Source organism: Gilliamella bombicola, assembly GCF_900094945.1.
GTDB lineage: Bacteria > Pseudomonadota > Gammaproteobacteria > Enterobacterales > Orbaceae > Gilliamella > Gilliamella bombicola.
Window position 1 is genome coordinate 365929 of the sequence record NZ_FMAQ01000001.1, and the last position, 21194, is coordinate 387122.

At 34.3% G+C, this 21194-nt stretch carries 19 protein-coding genes; 3 read left to right on the forward strand and 16 right to left on the reverse strand.

What is annotated here, in order from left to right:
* Nucleotides 1-180 precede the first annotated feature (180 nt).
* Both GA0061081_RS01790 and GA0061081_RS01795 read left to right on the forward strand, forming a co-directional pair.
* Nucleotides 181-843, forward strand: coding sequence for a cytochrome P450 (locus GA0061081_RS01790; RefSeq protein WP_091346513.1), 663 nt, complete (start codon nt 181-183; stop codon nt 841-843).
* 1 nt (nt 844) lies between these two features.
* Complete coding sequence (locus tag GA0061081_RS01795; protein WP_091346515.1) at nt 845-2209, forward strand: MFS transporter; 1365 nt, start codon at nt 845-847, stop codon at nt 2207-2209.
* A gap of 251 nt (nt 2210-2460) precedes the next feature.
* Here the strand turns inward: GA0061081_RS01795 and pgl are convergent, their stop codons facing one another.
* From pgl to GA0061081_RS01815, 4 genes are all read right to left on the reverse strand, one after another.
* Entirely contained in the window at nt 2461-3159 is a 699-nt protein-coding gene (gene pgl, locus GA0061081_RS01800) for a 6-phosphogluconolactonase (RefSeq protein WP_091346517.1), read from the reverse strand.
* Nucleotides 3160-3172: 13 nt separating this feature from the next.
* Nucleotides 3173-4633, reverse strand: a complete 1461-nt coding sequence (gene zwf / locus GA0061081_RS01805) for a glucose-6-phosphate dehydrogenase (protein WP_091346518.1) — start codon at nt 4631-4633, stop codon at nt 3173-3175.
* Nucleotides 4634-4802: 169 nt separating this feature from the next.
* Nucleotides 4803-5087 carry a 50S ribosomal protein L25 gene (rplY, locus tag GA0061081_RS01810; protein ID WP_091346520.1) on the reverse strand — a complete coding sequence of 95 codons (285 nt, stop codon included), beginning with the start codon at nt 5085-5087 and terminating at the stop codon, nt 4803-4805.
* Nucleotides 5088-5268: 181 nt separating this feature from the next.
* Nucleotides 5269-6141: a D-hexose-6-phosphate mutarotase gene (locus tag GA0061081_RS01815; RefSeq protein ID WP_091346522.1), complete on the reverse strand. Its 873-nt coding sequence runs from the start codon at nt 6139-6141 to the stop codon at nt 5269-5271.
* Nucleotides 6142-6337: 196 nt separating this feature from the next.
* On the opposite strand from GA0061081_RS01815, the gene hemW reads away from it, so the two are divergent.
* Complete coding sequence (gene hemW / locus GA0061081_RS01820) at nt 6338-7465, forward strand: radical SAM family heme chaperone HemW (RefSeq protein ID WP_091346524.1); 1128 nt, start codon at nt 6338-6340, stop codon at nt 7463-7465.
* Between the two features lie 236 nt (nt 7466-7701).
* Here hemW and GA0061081_RS01825 read toward each other — a convergent pair whose 3' ends face one another.
* The 12 genes from GA0061081_RS01825 to GA0061081_RS01880 all read right to left on the reverse strand — a co-directional run bounded on the left by GA0061081_RS01825 (nt 7702) and on the right by GA0061081_RS01880 (nt 21187).
* A complete protein-coding gene (locus GA0061081_RS01825; protein ID WP_091346525.1) occupies nt 7702-8676 on the reverse strand; it encodes a sugar kinase in 975 nt (324 codons plus the stop codon).
* A gap of 11 nt (nt 8677-8687) precedes the next feature.
* Nucleotides 8688-9503, reverse strand: a complete 816-nt coding sequence (locus GA0061081_RS01830) for a DeoR/GlpR family DNA-binding transcription regulator (protein ID WP_091346527.1) — start codon at nt 9501-9503, stop codon at nt 8688-8690.
* Between the two features lie 194 nt (nt 9504-9697).
* Nucleotides 9698-10813: a bifunctional diaminohydroxyphosphoribosylaminopyrimidine deaminase/5-amino-6-(5-phosphoribosylamino)uracil reductase RibD gene (gene ribD / locus GA0061081_RS01835; protein ID WP_091346529.1), complete on the reverse strand. Its 1116-nt coding sequence runs from the start codon at nt 10811-10813 to the stop codon at nt 9698-9700.
* An 8-nt stretch (nt 10814-10821) separates the two neighbouring features.
* Nucleotides 10822-11274: a transcriptional regulator NrdR gene (nrdR, locus tag GA0061081_RS01840; protein ID WP_091346531.1), complete on the reverse strand. Its 453-nt coding sequence runs from the start codon at nt 11272-11274 to the stop codon at nt 10822-10824.
* A gap of 314 nt (nt 11275-11588) precedes the next feature.
* A complete protein-coding gene (gene thrC / locus GA0061081_RS01845; protein ID WP_091346533.1) occupies nt 11589-12878 on the reverse strand; it encodes a threonine synthase in 1290 nt (429 codons plus the stop codon).
* Nucleotides 12879-12963: 85 nt separating this feature from the next.
* Nucleotides 12964-13902: a homoserine kinase gene (thrB, locus tag GA0061081_RS01850; protein WP_091346535.1), complete on the reverse strand. Its 939-nt coding sequence runs from the start codon at nt 13900-13902 to the stop codon at nt 12964-12966.
* The gene (gene thrA / locus GA0061081_RS01855; protein ID WP_091346537.1) at nt 13903-16359 is read right to left on the reverse strand and encodes a bifunctional aspartate kinase/homoserine dehydrogenase I; all 2457 of its coding nucleotides are present in this window, start codon (nt 16357-16359) and stop codon (nt 13903-13905) included. It abuts the gene before it with no gap.
* A gap of 353 nt (nt 16360-16712) precedes the next feature.
* Nucleotides 16713-17042, reverse strand: coding sequence for a hypothetical protein (locus GA0061081_RS01860; protein ID WP_091346539.1), 330 nt, complete (start codon nt 17040-17042; stop codon nt 16713-16715).
* A gap of 141 nt (nt 17043-17183) precedes the next feature.
* Entirely contained in the window at nt 17184-17939 is a 756-nt protein-coding gene (locus GA0061081_RS01865; RefSeq protein WP_091346541.1) for an SDR family oxidoreductase, read from the reverse strand.
* A gap of 174 nt (nt 17940-18113) precedes the next feature.
* Nucleotides 18114-18566 carry a universal stress protein UspA gene (gene uspA / locus GA0061081_RS01870; protein ID WP_091346543.1) on the reverse strand — a complete coding sequence of 151 codons (453 nt, stop codon included), beginning with the start codon at nt 18564-18566 and terminating at the stop codon, nt 18114-18116.
* A 65-nt stretch (nt 18567-18631) separates the two neighbouring features.
* A complete protein-coding gene (pitA, locus tag GA0061081_RS01875; protein WP_091346546.1) occupies nt 18632-20146 on the reverse strand; it encodes an inorganic phosphate transporter PitA in 1515 nt (504 codons plus the stop codon).
* A 69-nt stretch (nt 20147-20215) separates the two neighbouring features.
* Nucleotides 20216-21187: a bile acid:sodium symporter family protein gene (locus GA0061081_RS01880; RefSeq protein WP_091346548.1), complete on the reverse strand. Its 972-nt coding sequence runs from the start codon at nt 21185-21187 to the stop codon at nt 20216-20218.
* Nucleotides 21188-21194: the final 7 nt, after the last annotated feature.

Here is a 21194-nt window from a genome sequence, read left to right on the forward strand (position 1 = left end):
TAGCCCAACTTAATTCAAATAAAATAAATATAACTATATATATTAAAAATAAATTAGCAATAAATCATGAATGATTTAAAAAAATATTATTTAATATAAACAATTGAAATTATTAATGTTATATATATTTTTAGTAACTAGCTGTCTAGAAAGAGGTATAAAATGAAATGAAAGGAAAACATGTTTACTGAAGATATCGCACTATTTGCATCTGAAGAATTGGAAAAAGTGATATTGGATTTAATCGATGAACGTAAAAAGTGTGCTGGAGATGATATTATTTCTTTTATTATTCATAATAGTAATGAAAGTGAAATATTAAGTGATAGTGAGATAGTCGCGCTTTCATTAAACATTTTACTTGCAGCTTCAGAACCAGTTGATAAAGTTTTAGCAAATTGTATCTATCACTTTTATAGAAATGAATCTTATATTGATCTAGTTATCTCCAATGATTGCAGCACTAATAGTATCTTGCAGGAAAGCTTACGTATTACACCACCTGTTCATTTAATTCCACGCCAAGTCGAGGATGATAGTTGTGTTGAAGGTGTTAACTTAAAAAAAGGAGATTTAATATTTTCCTTAATACCATCAGCAAATAGAGATGAAAAATATTTTGAACATCCAAACACATTCAATCCACGAAGAGAATTTAAGGGACATCTTTCATATGGAGTGGGAATTAATGCTTGTATTGGTGCTCAATTTACAAATATACAATTAAATATCGCCCTTCAAAAATTAGTTTCAATACTTAAAAATTACAAAGAAATTACACCACCAACGTTCAGTGAAATATATACACTAGGCGCAACTCAATATAATCTGGAAAGAGTTTAATATGAAACAATCGATTGACCTGACAACCTCAGAAAGAAAGTTAGTGTTTGCTATGACACTATCTAGTATATTGCCATTATTAGATAGCAGTATTGTTAATGTTATTTTACCCTCAATTTCGAATGACATTAATGCCTCTTATGCTTATATGCAATGGGCTGTTACTATATATATGCTTGCTTGCGCAGCTGGCATATTACTATCACCTTATGTACATGAAAATTTTGGACTCAAGAAAGCATGGGTATGCTCAATTTTTGTCTTTCTTGTTGGTTCTATATTAGTTGGATTTTCATATAATCTGGTTTCTTTAATCTTGTATAGATGTTTACAAGGTTTTGGTGCAGGAATTTTAATTCCTATTACTCAATCTACAATAGCAACTTATTTTGGTAAGGAAAGACTAAAGCCGGTTATGGCATTGATTGCTATTCCGTCAGTCTTTGCCCCTGCACTAGGGCCAATTTTTGGAGCAATCATATCAGAACAATTAAATTGGAGAATAGCTTTTTTTATCAACATACCTTTAGTACTTATGGCTTTTTTATTTGGTAGAACGACAATGCCTGATAATAAAACGTCTAAATACAATATGAATATTTATGTATTAATGACATTTTTAATTGCTTTAATAATATTTTTCATCTCTATTAAAAATATCACTTCTGGGCATTTTTTTGATATTTTTAATATTATTATGCTAGTTTTAGGTATTGGTTTGATGATGGTTTCGCTTATTATTAATAACAAGTCAGACAGTAAACTGATCGATTTAAGTTCATTTAGTTGTATTCAATATTCGTTCGCAATAATTATGGGATTTCTGACGTCACTTATCTTTTTTGGTTTCATGATTTTTTTTCCTTTAATACAAGCAATAAATGATAATATATCTATTACATATATTGGTATGTTGCTAGCTCTACAAGGTGTAGGTGCCTGGTTGGCTAGAAAATTTATTTATAAATCTCTAAGTGAGATAAATTCATTTCTAATTATTGGTGTAGGATTAATAATATCAGCAATAAGTATATTAATAATTCAAGTAGGTGGCAACGCCTTTGAAATTATCGGTTTTACTGTTCGAGGTTCCGGATTAGGCGTCGCCACGATTGCTGTTCTCTCTTCTCCATTTGAGTTCTGTGATAAAAATCAAATTAAGGATACGAGCGCTATCACGCGTGTTACACAGCAAATTGGTGGTGCATTTGGAGGCATATTATCAGGAATATTAATCAACCTCACTCAACATCAAATAATTTCAATAAACTGCGCTTATCAGGCAATGTTTTTTGTGTCTCTGGCTTTTGGTTTTCTAGCGGTTATTGTCTATATTTTCTTTGGCCGAGTGAATACAAGGATTTAGTATACAAAAAAACGGAACATGTGAGTTCCGTTTTTTTTCGCTTATTCAGCGATACTGCTAAGCCACTTATTCAGTGTTGAACAATTGCATGTACTATAAAGAGTCTCAACCGCTGACGCAGGTTTCAACTTGAATAAGGTATTTTTTCTGTTTAAACTAATTTTCTAAACCACTTACACTGTGCTTTGGAAGCAAAATTTATTGTAAAAATTCATTACCGACGCAAGTTGGCAAACAAAACTGAAGAAAATTTAAGATGCAGTCCAAAACCCTGTGACATTCACTTTGTCCTGCTGCAAAACAGCTCGAATAGGCATTTGATTAACATTATGATCTTTTTCGGCTTGTTCTAATACCTGCATTTTACTTTCACCAACTAAATGTAGATAGATATTTTTACTATTTAAAATAGTAGGTAACGTTAAAGTAATACGATCAAGTGGCGCTGTTAATGGTGTCATCCCGACAACTTTTCGACCTGATTTCATATCTAAACCGGCCGCTAAATTAGCTGCCCCTGGGAATAATGAAGCTGTATGTCCATCTTCGCCCATACCTAAAACAATTACATCAAATGGCATCGGAATTTTATCTAACATCTTGTCAGTCATTTCGGCGCCATCAAATGGATTATCACAACTGTTTTTTAAACCGACAAAATTAGCCAATTTTGCATTGTTTTGTAATAAATGCGTCATCACTAACTTTTCGTTACTGGCATCATCATTATCATCAACCCATCTATCATCAACTAATGTAATAAAAACTCGGCTCCATTCTATATTTTGTTGACTTAATGAAACAAATAATGGAATAGGTGTTTTACCTCCCGAAACCGCAATAGAAGCATGTCCTTTTTGTACAATTGCCTGTTTTAATTCATTGACAATATGTGAGGTTAGATCTTCGATCAATAACTGACTATTTTGATATTTATTTAACGTAAACATAGTTACTTTTCCTTTATTCAAATTCGTGCCATGAATGCCCATCTTTAGTGATTAAGGCAACCGATGCGACGGGTCCCCAAGTTCCAGCTTGATAAGTTTTTGGTGGTTCTTTTTCTGTTTCCCATGCACTAATAATTGAATCAACCCATTTCCATGCTGCTTCAACTTCATCACGATGAACAAATAACGCTTGGCGCCCCCGCATAACTTCAAGTAATAAACGCTCATAGGCATCAGCGCTTTGTTGGTGAAAAGTTTCGCTGAAACTTAAATCAAGTTTAGTGGTTTGCAGATTATGAGTGCTATCTAACCCAGGTACTTTGTTTAGAATTTCAATATCCATTCCTTCATCAGGTTGTAAACGAATCGTCAATTTATTTTGTGGTAATTGTGGATAAAATTCACTAAATAGATTAAGCGGTAATGGTTTAAAATAAACAACAACTTCAGAACATTTGCTCGGTAAACGTTTACCTGTACGTAAATAAAATGGGACGCCCGCCCAACGCCAGTTATCAATATCAACTCGAATGGCAACAAATGTTTCGGTATTGCTTTTTTGATTTGCACCGTCTTCTTCTAAATAGCCCGGTACATTAACACCATTAACAAATCCTGCTGTATATTGTCCACGAACCACTTTTTCGCGTATATTGGTTTTATCAATTGGTCTAAGGGCATTTAGTACAGCTATCTTTTCACTACGTAAACTATCATCTTTAAGGTCAGCAGGTGGTGACATGGCAATCATAGTTAAGATTTGTAATAGATGATTTTGTACCATATCACGCATTTGACCAGCTTTATCAAAATATCCCCAGCGACCTTCAATACCTACTTGTTCTGCTACCGTAATTTCGACATGATCAATAGAATTACGATCCCAAAATGACGCAAACACTGTATTAGCAAAACGTAAGGCTAAGAGATTTAGTACTGATTCTTTCCCTAAGTAATGATCAATACGATAGACTTGCGATTCGCTAAAAAATTTAGCCACCGAATCATTGATTTCGCGAGATGATTGCAAATCAGTTCCAAGCGGCTTCTCCATCACAATACGGTTTTGCGATTGATTTAATCCAGCAGCAGCTAAACCTTGGCAAATAGTCCCAAAAGTACCTGGGTGCATTGCAAAATAGAAAATAGCGGGATGACCTGAATCCAGTTTATTTTTCAATCGTTCAAAACCAGCGCTATCATTAACATCTAGTTTATGAAAATCCAATCGTTGACTAAATCGTTGCCAAATACTATCGTCTAGCGGCTCCGGCATAAATGAGGTTAACGCATCTTTTGCTACCTCACAATAAGCAGCATGATCCCAATCAGCGCGCCCTACGCCTAAAATTTTGGTCTGTTCAGGTAGTTTTCCATACTTTTCTAATTGATATAAAGACGGTAGTAATTTACGTCTAGTCAAATCCCCTTTAGCACCAAAAATAACTAAATCGCAAGCTGGGATATCAGACATGGTTTTCTCCTAGGATGGTGTAATATAATCATTCTATTATGTTGGATGGTTAGTGTACAGGATAAATCATAACAATAGGCATTAGCCTGCATTAGCTCTAAAACAAAAAGGTCACCTCTGTGGTGACCTTTTGTTTGAAACAAGTATGGATAATATTCCACTACATAAATTACGCGCGTACAAAATCCATATGAACTAATTTTGGTTTAAACGCATGACGTTGAACTGCTTGTACTTTGACTTTAACTGCTTTGCCGTCAACCTCAACAGTTAACACGTCAGAATAAAATTCTGGTTTCTCTTGCATATTAAAGATTTGGTTGTGATCAAGCACAACAGAGATTGCAGGTTCAGTTCCACCATAAATGATGGCTGGGAATTGACCAGCGTGACGCAGGCGGCGGCTCGCACCCTTACCATGCTCTTTTCTAACTTCAGCTTTGAATGTAAACATATTTATTTCTCTTAATTATTAAAAATAAAAGCCAATTACAGGCGACCCAGTAGTTGACTATCAAACTAGCACTTTAAAAAGTGTTGTGGATTATAAAGTGTTATCCCTATAAACGCAATCAATTAATCATATGCAAATTGAGTAAAACATTGATTGCGTATGTGGCATAAAATATGAACGATTAGATCACCTCTATAAGAAAACCATAAGTTGATTTCTTATTGGGAGATGATTTCAATGGTTTTGTAATACAACCGGCTTCAACACAAACCATTGATTTATATTCATCATCACCAAAATCCGCCATTGCTTTAGCTTTATTTATCCATGGATTCCAAGTAACTACATCACTGACATTAGTGTTGGTTAATCGAATTGTTCGGATGCCATCAGTTATCGTTAGTTGTTTACTCGCATCAGTATAAATACGATCGACTTCTTGATTAAAAGTCAATTGACCTACTGTCACTGGTTTGTTTTCAACAGCAAGTCGTTCTTGATAAGTTTCCCCCAAACCTTTGACGACAACATGGTCAATATTATCAATACCAAAATAAGTATGTAGCGCACTAGTTATATCAAAGTCAGCAAAACAGCTTAAAGTAACTTCACAAGTTTTACCTAAATGAAGATTTAATGACACAGTAAAAGGTTGGCGACAATAAGGTTCTGTCTGCTGATTATTCGTGAGTGACAAAATGAGATCAACACCATTGTCATCCTCTTTACAAGAATCTAATTGCCATTCAACAATACGCGCAAAACCATGAGAAGGATTTCCTAACTGACCAAACCATGGCCAGCAAACCGGTATCCCACCTCGAATAGCCACCCCTTGTTTAAAATTTGTTTTGTCGCTTAGCCAAACAACGGGAGTTTGTTCAGTAGCAGGCTGCCAAAATAACAAATGAGCACCTTGTAATGTAACCGCTGCCTTGCAAGTTTTATGGTTAATAACCACAATAGGGAGTTCACCATAAGTCGATTGCTTAACCGATGAGCTTAGTGATACGCCTGATAAGCCACTATCTAAAATCGCTTTATATATACTCATACTTACTCCTAAATAATAAATTTAATCAACAATTAATATCGAAACATATCGATAATTGTACGCTTTTTAACTTAATAATAAAAACACTATAGATGCCAAAAGCTTTTTTTAATAAATTGGAGTAAAATGGCAGGCTATAAAAATAAGATAACACACGGGTTATTTTTGTTAAAAAGTTTCAGGAAAGGCTACGTTTATGTATAAAATCCCAATGAGTTTGTATATTCATATGCCATGGTGTGTACAAAAATGTCCTTATTGTGATTTTAATTCACATACCGTTAAAAGAACGCCAGATTATAAAGCCTATATAGCGCATTTGATTAAAGATTTACAGCATGATGCTGTTTTTTGTTCAAACCGTTCAATTCATTCAATCTTTATTGGCGGAGGTACACCGAGCCTGTTTTCTGCTGAATTGATTGATAAATTATTATTGAATATAAATAAGATTATCCCCATAAATAAGAATGCAGAAATTACCATTGAAGCCAATCCAAATTCTGTAGATATAGAAAGATTTAATGGTTATCAACAAGCAGGTATAAATCGCATATCAATCGGTGTGCAAAGTTTTCAAGCCGATAAGCTGGTTAAATTAGGGCGGATACATGATCCCAAAGAAGCAATCACAGCAGGAAAACTAGCCCAAACATTAAATTTAAGAAGTTTTAATTTAGATTTAATGCATGGCTTGCCAAATCAAAGTATTGATGATGCCATATATGACTTAGAACAAGCCATTGCTATCGCACCACCTCATTTGTCTTGGTATCAATTGACTATTGAACCCAATACACTATTTGGATCAAAGCCTCCCGTTTTGCCTGATGACGATAAACTTTGGGAAATTTATCAACGAGGTCATCAATTATTAACAAAACATGGTTACCAGCAATATGAAACCTCGGCTTATGCTAAAGAGGATTTACAATGCCAACATAATTTAAATTATTGGCGATTTGGAGACTATTTAGGCATTGGATGTGGTGCTCATGGTAAATTAACACAACCTGATGGCAAAGTTATTCGCACCATAAAGACACGTCATCCAAAAGGTTATTTAGAAGGACGTTATTTGGATAAATATTATACGGTACCAAAAGAAGATCTACCCTTTGAATTTTTTATGAATCGTTTTAGGCTTTTTGAACCCACACCTAAACAAGAATTTGAACAACGGACTTATTTACCTTTACAAACAGTAGAGAAACAAATAACAACCGCCATTGAAAGAAATTATTTAATTGAAAACAAACAAAACTGGCAAATAACTGATTATGGGAAGTTATTTCTTAATTCACTATTAGAACTTTTTTTATAGTTAAATTAATGAGTTACTTTTTAAGATAATAAAAAAATCTTTCTTTACGGTTATTTAACAAAATAAGCACTAACTATTTAAGTAATAATTCACTTCCCTTTACACACATTTACCAATAAAAAGTGCATAATACAATCCGACAATGCATTTATTTCATTGTTTTCCTATTCCTTATGTTTTCCCAATAACATTGTTATTGGGATTTTTTTAGGTTAGAAAAATAAATATTGATGAAATTAAACCGATCTAGGTGTATTTTTAGAGATGAATGTTTCAATTTCAATAAGGGATGATATTCCTTCCATCGGACCTTTTTTAGCAGCAGCTAACGCACCACTTGCATTTGCATATTCTAATGCCTTTTCGATAGAAAAACCTGCTAACATTAGACTTACAAATGTTGCGTCAAAACAACAAGTTGCCCCACTAGAATCAACTATATCCCTAAAAAAACCATCAACATGAATCATTTTAAAGTTATTTTGTTCGTCATATCCATAATAATTAGCGCCTTGAACTCCATTTTTGATCACTATATGTTTAATGCCTTTTTTAAACAGACTTAATATAGTTTCCTTTTCGCTTTCATCATTATTATTTGCAAAATAACGCACTTCGCATTTACTAAGTAAAAATATATCAGCATACTCCAAAATATAATCAAAAGATTGCGCCATTTCAGGGATATCTAACATTTCTTTATGTAAATTAGGATCAAAAGAAATTGTTCCTCCATTACTCTTGATAAGATCAAGCGCTTTACGCATCGCATCAATGGCACGAAAAGAATATAATGATGACCCCATAACATGTAAATGATTACAATCATTTATTAAGTTTTCATTAATATGGTGGAATGAAATTAAACCGCAGGCACTATTGGGAATATTAAAAATGAAATCTTTTTCACTAATATTTTTATTAACAACAAAAGTGCTACCTGTATTAGCTTTATTATGAATAGTAATACCATCAATAATAACACCATCCTGTTTTAGTCGATCAATGCACATTTTCCCAAATACATCTCTGCCAACACAACTAAAAAAAACTACAGGAACCCCCAATTTTGCCACCTGATCAGCAAATATTGCTGGAGCACCACTGGGATAAGGACCTGTAAATTCACCAGTTTCATAAAACCGTTGATTGGGCTCTTTTGCAATAAATTCAACAAGCAACTCTCCAATTGTACAAATTTTAACATTCATATTATTTATACCTAAAGTAGATTATGATAAGTCACACAATATTTATTTACTGCAAGCTGCTTAAAATTAGAGTCTATCAATTGTTGATGATATTCCGTAACAGCATGTCTTGATAATATAACGACATCCATGTGTTTTAATTTTCCAATACTGTGACTATCACAAATCTCTTCTTGAGGTGGCAAGATACCAATGGTATGGTCAGCAATTTTTAGTATTTGTTGATAAGTTTTCTGATGTTCAATATTTTCAATCACCAAGTGATTATTCGTATTGATAGCGGAAAATTCGAAAATAAAATGTGAAATGGAAAATTGAGTTAAAGGATTATTATTTTGTAAAACATTTCCCTCAAGTAAAACCCCTCCGATAAGAATTACTTCAGCATCGGAAAATTCTTTAACCAATTGTGCATTATTAATATCATTCATAATCACTTTCAATGACTTTTTATTATGCAAAAAAGGAATTAACTTTCTAATTAAACGTCCATGACTCAAAAAAAGAGTATCGCCATCATTAATATAACTTAAACAAGTTTTTACAAAATTCACGTCACCACTATCAGTTTTAATTCCTGAATAACGCTGACAGGAAAATATATTTGGTGTACTATTAATAAAGTCCTCAGGTGAAATATAACTTGCACCACCAAAAAAACGTTTCAAATAACCTTGTTGTTCTAGATAAGTTAGATCTTGGCGAATTGTTACATTTGAAACCTGAAGCTGCTCAGATAATTCTTCAACTTTAACTTCACCACGTATACGAACAATTTCTGCGATTTCCAATCGACGTTTCAATAAGGCTGAAGATACTCTAGCCAATGTTCACTTCCTATGTTACAGATGACTACTTAATATTAATGATAATAAAATTTATCATACAACTTATCAACCTCAAACAAAAGATTAACATGCGAATTTTTAACATTTATCTTCGTTTTAAGACCAAAAGTAAATAAGTTAACAATTAAATTATCACTCAAGAAACTCAACACTTTTTACAACTGAGATGAGGTTCACTTTTTTAAAATAACTCGTAAATCTTCACCGACCATAGTAGCTGATTTAACTCGAAACTTTGGTGCCATTGACAAATTCTGTAAGTTAGGCAATATACACATGTCTTTCGCATTATGGCCTAGTAATTTAGGCGCATAATAGATAATCAATTCATCAACTAAATCTTGCTCTATCAATGCCCCTGCTAGGTGAGCGCCAGCTTCAACCCAAATAGAATTTATTTGATTGTTGTTAGCTAATAAAGAAAATAATTTAGTCAAATTAATATTCTTATTCGCTGATGATTCGATGATTAACTTTGTATTTGGTTTAGTAACAGGCATATCTTGCTTCCGCACGATCCATGTTTCACCTAATTGCTTAAAGATATTTTCATTCCCTGTGAGTTTATTTTGACTATCAATAATAATACGCACTGGTTGCCGAATCTTTTCGGAAGAATAAATTTGCTTGATATCATCAGGTAATTCGGCATCTCGAACTGTAAGACTAGCGTTATCCGATTGTACCGTAGCTCTGGTACTTAAAATACAACAGGATTGTGCTCTAAATTTTTGTACATCCTGCCTTGCAACACTCGAAGTAATCCACTTACTTTCACCTGATGCCATGGCTATTTTACCATCTAATGATGTTGCCAATTTAAGTTGTACGTACGGCATACCTGTTCGCATCCGTTTCAAAAAACCTTTATTAAGTTCTTCGGCCTGTTCAGTTAAAACTCCCACTGTGACTTCAATTCCCGCATCACTTAATCGTTTAATACCATTACCAGCAACAGTTGGATTAGGGTCTTGCATTGCAATAACAACACGTTTAAGTTGCGCTTTAATCAAAGCATCTGCACAAGGAGGAGTTCTACCAAAATGACTACAAGGTTCTAACGTTACATAAGCAGTAGAGTCTTTCGCCTCATCACCAGCCATTTGTAGCGCATATACTTCAGCATGTGGTTGTCCTGCTTTTTTATGATAGCCTTTACCAATAATCTGGTTATCTTTAACAATTATGCAACCAACATTTGGATTTGGGGTTGTGGTGAAACGACCTAACTTAGCAAGTTCTATTGCTTGTTGCATATAAAATCGATCGTTATCACAAGTTATGTTCATATAAATGATTATTTTTGTTGTAATTTCGCAATTTCGTTACTAAATTGCTCAATATCATCAAAGCTAAAATAAACCGAGGCAAAACGAATATAAGCAACTTTATCCAAATGTTTGAGTTCTTCAATCACATAGTCACCAATTAATTTTGCAGGAACTTCACGTTCACCGGTTGCTCTAAGTTTAGACTTTATACGTGTAATTGCATCTTCAATGGCATCAAAACCAACTGGACGCTTTTCAAGAGCCCTTTTGATACCATTACGCAGCTTATCCTCATTAAATGGTTCTCGAATTTTATTACTTTTAATAACATTTGGCATTATTAATTCAGCGACTTCAAATGTCGTAAAACGTTCATTACATTCGACACATTGTCGTCTTCGACGGACTTGAAAGCCTTCTCCAACAAGCCGAGAATCAATCACTTTTGTATCATCTGCATTACAAAACGGGCAGTACATAAAAAAATATCCTAACAATGTTATAATTCATACTAAAATAGCCGAAAATATTAATTTAAACAAGGATTCTTTTATAACAAGTCGGGTTAATATGTTCAATTCAAAATTACTGTTTATACAAATTTTATCGGCCCATAATCTACACTAAGCACTTATTTTAAGGGAGGATAAACTAAAAAAATAAACATCATTGCTAATAGTTATACTAAATATTTATTAAATATTAATAAAATCAACTGATGAATTAAATGGATAAAATTTATTGAAAGCCTATAAAAATGAATCCGTCGCTAAAATAGCGACGGGAAAACAACCTACCAATCTAATTTAATTAAAAAATTCCGCAATTTATCAAAATCATCAGGCATATAATGAGAAAGTAACGTCATATCGGCCCGTTCAGCTAATGCTTTAGGAAGTGATATAGATTTACCTAGAATATCTTCAACCACTTCTTTAAATTTAGCCGGATGGGCGGTACCTAAGAAAAGACCATATTCTCCCTCTTGCAATTGATCACGCAGTGCGCGGTAAGCAATTGCACCATGTGGTTCAGACAAATAACCCATGCTATCAAGTTCACGAACTGTTTGTTTAGAAATTTCATCTGACACGCCTGCATGACCAAGTGATTTAAGATCCCAACCTTCACGGGCATAAATCTCTTCAATTCGAGGCCAATTATTGGGTTGGCTAACATCCATTGCATTAGATAGCGTTGCAACTGTTGCGTGAGGTTCCCATTTCCCAGTTTCTAAATATCGTGGCACGGTATCATTTGCATTAGTTGCAGCAATAAAACGTTTAATTGGTAAGCCCATTGTTTTTGCTAGTAAACCAGCAGTCAAATCACCAAAATTACCGCTTGGTACTGAAATCACAAGTTGTTCTCGTTGCTTAGGCGTTAGTTGTGCGTAAGCTTCAAAGTAATAACAAATTTGTGCTAGTAATCTGCTAATATTTATAGAATTAGCAGAATTCAAACCAATGTTAATTTTTAATTCTTCATCATCAAATGCCTTTTTAACTAATGCTTGGCAAGCGTCAAAGTCGCTTTGAATCGCAATCGTATGGATGTTATCACCAAGTGTACAAAAAAGTTTTTCTTGTAATGGGCTAATTTTTCCCTCAGGATATAAAATTACAACCCGAATATTAGGTAAATGATAAAATGCATGGGCTACAGCAGCTCCAGTATCACCAGATGTAGCGGTTAAAATAGTAATTTTTTTATCTGCAGCAACTTGCACTAATGCTTGCGCCATAAAACGTCCACCAAAATCTTTAAATGCGAGCGTTGGCCCATGATAGAGTTCTAGTGAACCGATGTCAGCTTCTATCGATTTTACAGGTGCAGGAAATTGGAATGCATTTTTAACTAGCCTGTGCATATCATCAAAGCTGATCTCATCGCCAATAAAAGCAGATAAGATTTTGGCGCTACGAGTAACAAAATCTAGTTTTAATAGTGATTCAATGTCATTTGCAGAAAATTTAGGTAGTGTTTCAGGGAAAAATAAACCTTGCTCTCTTCCCAATCCTTGCTGTACTGCTTGTGCAAAGTTAACTTGCTGTGAATGATCTTTTAAGTTGTACAATTTCATAATATTTTCCGATTATCTTTATGCTTTCATTGTTCACTCTTTCTGATATCAGCTTAATCAGTAAGAAATTGAAGAAAAAATCAAATTAAATAACTTTTGCTCCTTGAGTATCTATTTTACAAATATGAGTAAAACCTTCATCATTTTGTAAATAACAATGCTGAAGTAGTGATTCGATCTGCCTTGCAGTTTCAAGCTTATCTGCCACAACAAACATCGTTGGGCCTGAACCTGAAATCCCCGACGCTAATGCACCTAGCTGTTTGACTCGTTTTTGTGTTTCATCAAAGTTAGGTAATAACTGTTTACGATAAGGTTCGGCAATATTGTCACATAACATTGATGCTGCCAATTCTGATTGGTTGGTATAACAGGCATGAATAAATCCACCAACATATCGACCATGTGCAACACAATCTGCTTTTTGATACAAAGCCGGTAAAATTGCACGAGCCTCAGCGGTTGATACTTTTATACCAGGATATGCCATAACCCAGTACCAATCTTCAAAATGAGGTATAGATTCACTAATTATACCCATTTCATCAAGGATAAGTTGCATACCGCCTAAATAGCAGGGTGCAACATTATCATAATGTACACTACCTGAAATCCGCCCTTCAAGCTCACCCATCATCGAAAGTAATTCAAACTGATTAAATGGTTTATCAAAAAACGCATTTAAAGCAACAAATGATCCGACTACTGAACAGGCACTTGAGCCTAATCCAGATCCAATTGGCATGTTTTTTTCAAGTGTCATACTAACTGGTAACGTTCTACCCATTGCTTGGCAGAAGCGTTGCCAACATTGAAACACAATATTATATTTGGGATCGCGTGGTAATTTTTTAACAAATTGACCTTTGCTAGTAAGAGAAAATTCCTTGGCAGTTTCAACCGTTATACAATCACCAAGCATCACACCACTAATTGGGCTAATTGCTGCACCTAATATATCAAAACCAACACTAATATTGGCCATCGAAGCAGGCGCGTAAACTGTTAATGATTTATGATTCATTTAGCCTCCAATTTTGCCTGATGTTGTGCGCAAAATATCAGCAAAAACCCCCGCGGCGGTGACATCATTCCCAGCCCCATAACCACGTAACACTAGCGGAATTGGTTGGTAATAACGGGTATAAAATGCCAATGCATTTTCACCATTTTTTACTTTATATAGTGGATCATCACTATCAATCGTCTCGATTTTAACGCTACATTGATTATTTTCAATGCTACCAACATAACGTAACACTTTGCCTTCTTTTGCTGCTTGTTCATATTTTATTTTAAACTCTGCATCTAATTGCGGCAATTTAGCCATAAATTCATCAATGCTACCTTGTGCATATTCAGCTGGTAGAACTGATTCGACATTGATTTGATCTAGTTCTAATTGTAATCCTGCTTCTCGCGCTAAAATTAATAATTTTCTAGCGACATCCGTGCCCGATAAGTCATCACGAGGATCGGGTTCAGTAAAACCTTTTTCTTTAGCAAGTTTAGTTGCATCTGACAGCGACACTCCTTCATCAAGTTTACCAAATATAAAAGAAAGAGATCCCGACAAAATTCCTGAAAACTTGATTAGCTCATCACCTGCATTTAATAAATTTTGCAGATTTTCAATGACAGGCAATCCTGCTCCTACGTTAGTATCATATTGAAACTTGCGTTTACTTTTTGCCGCTTCTTGGCGTAAACGCAAATAATAGGCCATTGAACTCGTATTCGCTTTCTTATTTGGCGTAACAACATGAAAACCATTAGCTAAAAAGTCTGCATATTTATCAGATACTTCACTACTAGAAGTGCAGTCCACTAAAATTGGATTGAGTAATCTATTATTTTTTGAAAACTCAATAATACTATCTAATGTGTAGTCATTTTCGCTGTGTTTGATTTGCTCTCGCCAATTATTAAGATCAATACCATCACGATTAAGCAGGCTATGTTTAGAATTAAATAGCCCACAAACATGCAAATCAATCTGTTTGTTTTTTAGCCATTCTTGTTGTCGTCTGATTTGATCAATCAAAGCTCCACCTACGCCACCAACACCAACAACAAATACATCTAACATTTTATCTGTACCAAACAACATTTGATGAGCAACCCGTACGCCCATTACTGCAACATCGTTATCCACAACGACAGAAATCGACCTTTCAGATGAACCTTGCGCAATAGCGACAATATTAATATTAGCCCTAGCTAGAGCTGTAAAAAAGTTTGCTGATAATCCTCGTAATGTACGCATACCATCACCAACAACAGAGATAATTGCCTGTTTTTCTATTATCTCAATTGGCTCAAGTAATCCATCTTTTAATTCTAAGAAAAATTCATCACTTAATGCTTCTTCTGCTCGATAAAGTTCAGTTTGAGGTACACAAAAGCTAATACTGTATTCAGATGATGATTGAGTAATAAGTACAACTGAAATGCCAGCATAAGACATTGCAGAAAAAACTCGAGCCGACATGCCAACCATCCCTTTTAATCCAGGACCTGAGACATTGATCATTGCCATGTTATTTAAATTAGTGATACCTTTTACAGGTGTTGTTGAATCAACCACATTGGCACCAATAAGTGTTCCTGGTGCATCAGGGTTATTAGTATTTTTAATTAAACAAGGAATCTGAAACTGCGCAATAGGTAAAATAGTTCTAGGATGAAGTACTTTTGCACCAAAATATGAAAGTTCCATCGCCTCTTGATAAGACATCGTTTTAAGTAATTTTGCATCTGGAACAATACGTGGATCACAAGTATAAACACCATCGACATCTGTCCATATTTCACAGCTATTAGCACGTAAACACGCTGCTAATACCGAAGCAGAGTAGTCCGAACCATTACGACCAAGTACAACAAGCTCGCCTTTCTCGTTACCTGCAGTAAACCCTGGCATTAAAATAATATGATCTTGTGGAATATGCATTTCACTAATTCGATGTGAAGATTCAGCAATATCAACAGTTGATTCTAAATAGGTACCTTCTGCAACTAACATGGTAACAGGATTAATCACGGTCACTAAATGATTTTTAGCTTTAAGAAGTTCTTGCATAATAGCAATAGAGAGCTTTTCACCTCGGCAAATAATTGATGCATTAATACTGTCTGGACATTGACCAAGTAAACCAATACCTTCAAGCAATTTCTTAATAGTGTTTAATTCATCAAGTGCAAAACGCTTCATTTCATCATAAGCAAAATTAGGTTGTGCTTTTGTAATACCATCCAATAATTCAGCAAAAATTTTCTCTGCATCATAGATATTACTTTGTATATCTTGCTTTGCGACTGTTTTTTCCACCATTGCAACTAAATGATTGGTAATTTTAGCAGGTGCAGATAAAACAGTAGCAGTTTGCTCTTGCTTCGCATTATTTTCAATAATCTCTGCAACGCGCAAAAAACGTTCAGCGTTAGCAACAGATGTTCCTCCAAATTTTAAAACTTTCATATCACACCCTACTTATTATCCTAATTAATGCCCATTATTATTTAATATATTGTTGTAGTACTTATTTATAGATATTAAAAATTTTGTAGTGTTATCACGCTATTTCCATCTTTAATTCTTCACTTTTTACTTTGCTTATATTAACAACTTTACTTTTACACAAAATAAAAACCCGCCTTTAAGGGCGGGTTTTTGAATATTTTTTGGAAAAATCAACCCGCCCTAGATCGCGTAATAGTACCTAAGGTATTAATAATGCCTGTCATATTGGTTGAAATTATCATAATTTTCCTAAAAATATTAAATTAATCTCTAAAAAAAACAGCCTGACACTTGCATGTCAGGCTGTTACTTTAAAAGACTTTTTTGCTGTTTTCATACTCATTAACAACTTTATTCAATGCTTGATATATGCTCTGAGCATCTTGTTTCTTTAATGCTTCATCTAAAATATTGAGATACGATAACATTAATTTTTGATTATCTTCAGCAAATTGAGGAGATACTTCCTGATCCTCGTATAACATAACATATGTGCGAGCAAATCCAAAAATCAAAAAATAAACCGAAGCATTTTTTGGGTCTTCTTGAATTAGAGTTCTCATTGCCTTTCTTAGTTTTACATAACTATCTGTACCAGGCAAACTTGTCGCAAATGTTTTCGTTACTTCAGAAAATGTCATTGCCATAAACCTCAATCAAAATCACAAGACAAAAGAATAACAACCCATTAACAGAAGTGCAAGTCTATTTTGTTTTACAAACCTATTTTTTTAATCCTCAATAAAAAACACTAGAAATATTCAAAACCAATGGATACATTATTAGTTATTTTTTTTACAAACAGACAACCCTGCCGAAGCCTGTGCAACAGGCATTATTTCAATTGAGTTAACATTAAAATGAGTTGGCGTGTTAATCAACCAAGAAACCGTATTAGCAATATCTTCTGGAGTAATAAATTCAACGCCTTGATAAACCGCAGCTGCTTTCTGCTCATCACCATGAAATCGTACATTCGAAAACTCTGTACCGCCACACAATCCAGGTTCAATATTGGTAACTCTAATATTTTTACCTAATAAATCTGTACGCAAATTAGCACTGAACTGTTTAACAAAGGCCTTAGATGCACCATAAATATTTCCACCTTTATAGGCATAAGTACCCGCAACAGATCCTAGATTAATAATATAACCAAAATTACGCTCAACCATCTCTGGTAAAATTTGGCGAGTTAAATTCACTAATCCAATAATGTTAGTTTCAATCATTGTTTCCCAATCACGACAATCTGCTTCATAAGCAGGTTCTAAACCTAATGCCAAACCTGCATTATTAATCAATATATCAATTGGTTGAAATTCTTTAGGCAATTGTAACAAAATAGAACCTACTGCATCTTTGTGGGTTATATCTAATGGTAATGGTAAAAAATTAACGCCTAACTCATCTGCAAGTTTTTGTAGTTTATCCGCACGTCTAGCTACGCCTACAACTTTATAACCATCAGCAATTAACTTACGACAAATAGCTTGTCCAAATCCAGAGGATGCCCCAGTAACTAAAGCGATATTCATATTAGCTCTCCTTATAGGCTAAATCACAATTTAAGTACATTTCGATAACCAACAATAAGCATAAATAAGCAATAGTAAATAGACTAAAACACACACTTATTTTTCTTAAAATCCAAAATAGTTATACGATACCTATAAAAAACCCGCTAATTAAGCGGGTTGGTATTTAAAACTTCATTTAGCTTGCTCTTCGGCTGGTTCTTCATCCTTTAATGGAACGATCAAAGTATCAATGTGAGTATTATTAATAAGTTGACGAGCAGAAGACATTAATTTACTCCAAAAATCTTGATGGTGACCACACACTACAAGATCAGCACCATATTCATGAATAGCTTCAATTAATACTTGACCAAATTCACCGTTACCAGAAAGAGTATGAGCAATAGGGTAACCGGCATCATCGGCGAGTTTATTTAAAGCAATATGAGCATCTTCGGCAATACGATCTTTCATATCATTCATATTGATATCAACTAAACCCGTGTAAAGGTCTGAATAATTAATACCAACGTGAATCAACGATATTTGAGCATTATATGGCCTAGCCATAGACACGGCTTTTTCGACAAGAACCTCACTTTCAGGTGATAAATCAACTGCGACTAATATATGTTTATAAGCCATAATACTTTACTCCTTCCTATTGTTAATGCCCTAAAAAATTGAAAACCAATACACTAGTTTTACTACTAAATTAATTTTTGAGCAAGCCAAAAAAGTGACCCAGATAACAAAATAGAAATCGGAAGTGTTAAAATCCATGTTAGGGCTATATTTTTAATAGTTTTACTTTGTACACCACCTCCATCAACAATCATCGTCCCGGCAACAGATGAAGAAAGAACTTGAGTTGTCGATACTGGCATGCCGGTGTAACTTGCAATTCCGATGGATAAAGCTGTTGTGATTTGTGCCGATACGCCTTGAGCGTAAGTCATTCCTTTTTTACCAATTTTTTCACCGATAGTAATAGCCACACGACGCCAACCAATCATCGTCCCTACAGCTAATGCCGAGGCAACCGCAACAATAATCCAAATTGGGGCATACTCTACCGTCTTAAGTAAATCATTTTTTAAAGATTTAAGATATTGTTTGTCTTCTGATGATACATTCGGTTGTTTGGCAACATGAGATACCGTATCAGATAGACATAACAATATACGTCTAGTTTGTGACCGTTGTTCAACAGTTAGCGAGTCGTAATCATTTATTTTGTTAAATAAATGATTAGCAATCCCTAATGTGACAAATGAACGTGAATAATCACAATGATATTTATTCAAATCACCTTCTGGAATACTGGTGTCTAACGCAGGTTGAGTACCAATTATCGTATTTAAGTCATCGTTATGAGTAACAAAGTACTCTTGAATATTGTGAATTGCATTGCGCGTATTTGCAATATCATAAGTAGAAGCACTCATGTTAACAATAAAGCCAGCAGGTGCAATCCCCATTAATACTAACATCAATAAGCCGATACCTTTTTGACCATCATTAGCACCATGCGAAAAACTCACACCAGCGGCTGAAATTATAAGCATAATACGAATCCAAAAAGGAGGTTTCTTTTTACCATAGAGTTTTTCACGTTGCTCTGGCGTCATGAAAATACGTTCTCGTTTTTTACTACTTTTTTTACTTTGGCTTTTACGTGTCCAATATTTCCGCAGCAAAAAGATCATCAAGCCCGCAACCACAAGACCAACAATAGGGGACACAATTAATGATAAAAAGATATGAATCATCTTAGGAATATTAAGCGCTTCTATTATTGATGTATCCATAATAAATGCGTTAGTAAGTGCCACACCGATAATTGAACCAATCAGGGTATGGGAACTTGACGCTGGAATACCAAGATACCATGTTCCAAGATTCCAAATGATAGCCGCAAATAAAATAGAAAAGACCATAGCAAGCCCATGTGATGAACCTACATTGAGTAATAAATCAGTAGGTAACAAATGAACGATAGCATAAGCCACACTAAGACCGCCAAGCAAAACGCCAAAAAAGTTAAACATACCAGCCATAAAAACAGCAAGTTGTTCTTTTAATGCTCTTGTATAAATTACTGTTGCAACAGCATTAGCTGTGTCATGAAATCCATTAATTGCTTCATAAAAGAGAACAAAAAACAGCGCCAAAACCAATAGCATAATGGTCGAAAATTCTAATTCAGCAAATAGATGTAACATAACATATCTCTCTGTTGTTAATAGCGTGCCTATTATCCTTGAGAATAGAGCAATGAGCAAAACAAATTTTTACATTTTTCGTTTTGCATAACGGGCTGCTAACACAGCACAAACCATTAATTGAACTTGATGAAAAATCATTAATGGTAAAATAATGACTCCCATTATTGATATTGGGAAGATAACACTAGCCATAGGAATACCGCTTGCTAAACTTTTTTTCGAACCACAAAACACGATAGTAATTTCATCTTCTTTGCTAAAGCCAAATAATCTTGAACCATAAGTTGTTATTAATAAAACAATAGTTAATAACATAATAGAGTACAAAACAATTTCTAGAAGTGATAACAAACTAATTTGAGACCAAATGCCGTTTGCAACGGCATCACTAAAGGCAACATATACAACTAATAGAATCGAAAGTCGATCGGTTTTAGAAATGACACTTTTATATTTATCAACCCATTTACCAATAAAGCGCCTAGATAAATGACCAAGCACAAATGGTAACATTAGCTTTAGCATAATAGATGTAATAGCGTCTAACATATTCATAGCACCAGAAGATTGGGTATTCATTAATAAACCTACTAAAACAGGAGAAATAAACACACCCAATAATGTTGATGCTGAGGCACTACAAATTGCAGCAGCCACATTGCCTTTGGCAATTGAAGTAAACGCTATCGCAGATTGAACTGTTGCAGGTAAAACACATAGATATACAAATCCTAAATAAAGTTCTTGAGATAAAAAAGAGGGTACAAGAAATTTCATCATCAAGCCTAATAGAGGAAAAATCACAAATGTCGTTGCAAAAATTAACAAATGTAATCTCCAATTTTTAATACCTAAAACAATGGATTGCAAGGACAGCTTAGCGCCATGCATAAAGAATAGCAGACCAATGGCAAAAGTAGTAAGGTGTTCAAAAATGATTTTAGCTTGTCCTTCACAAGGAAACAAACTTGCTGTAACCACAACACAAATAAGTACCAACAAAAATGGATCAATTTTAAAACGTTGCAGTATATTCATAGTGTTC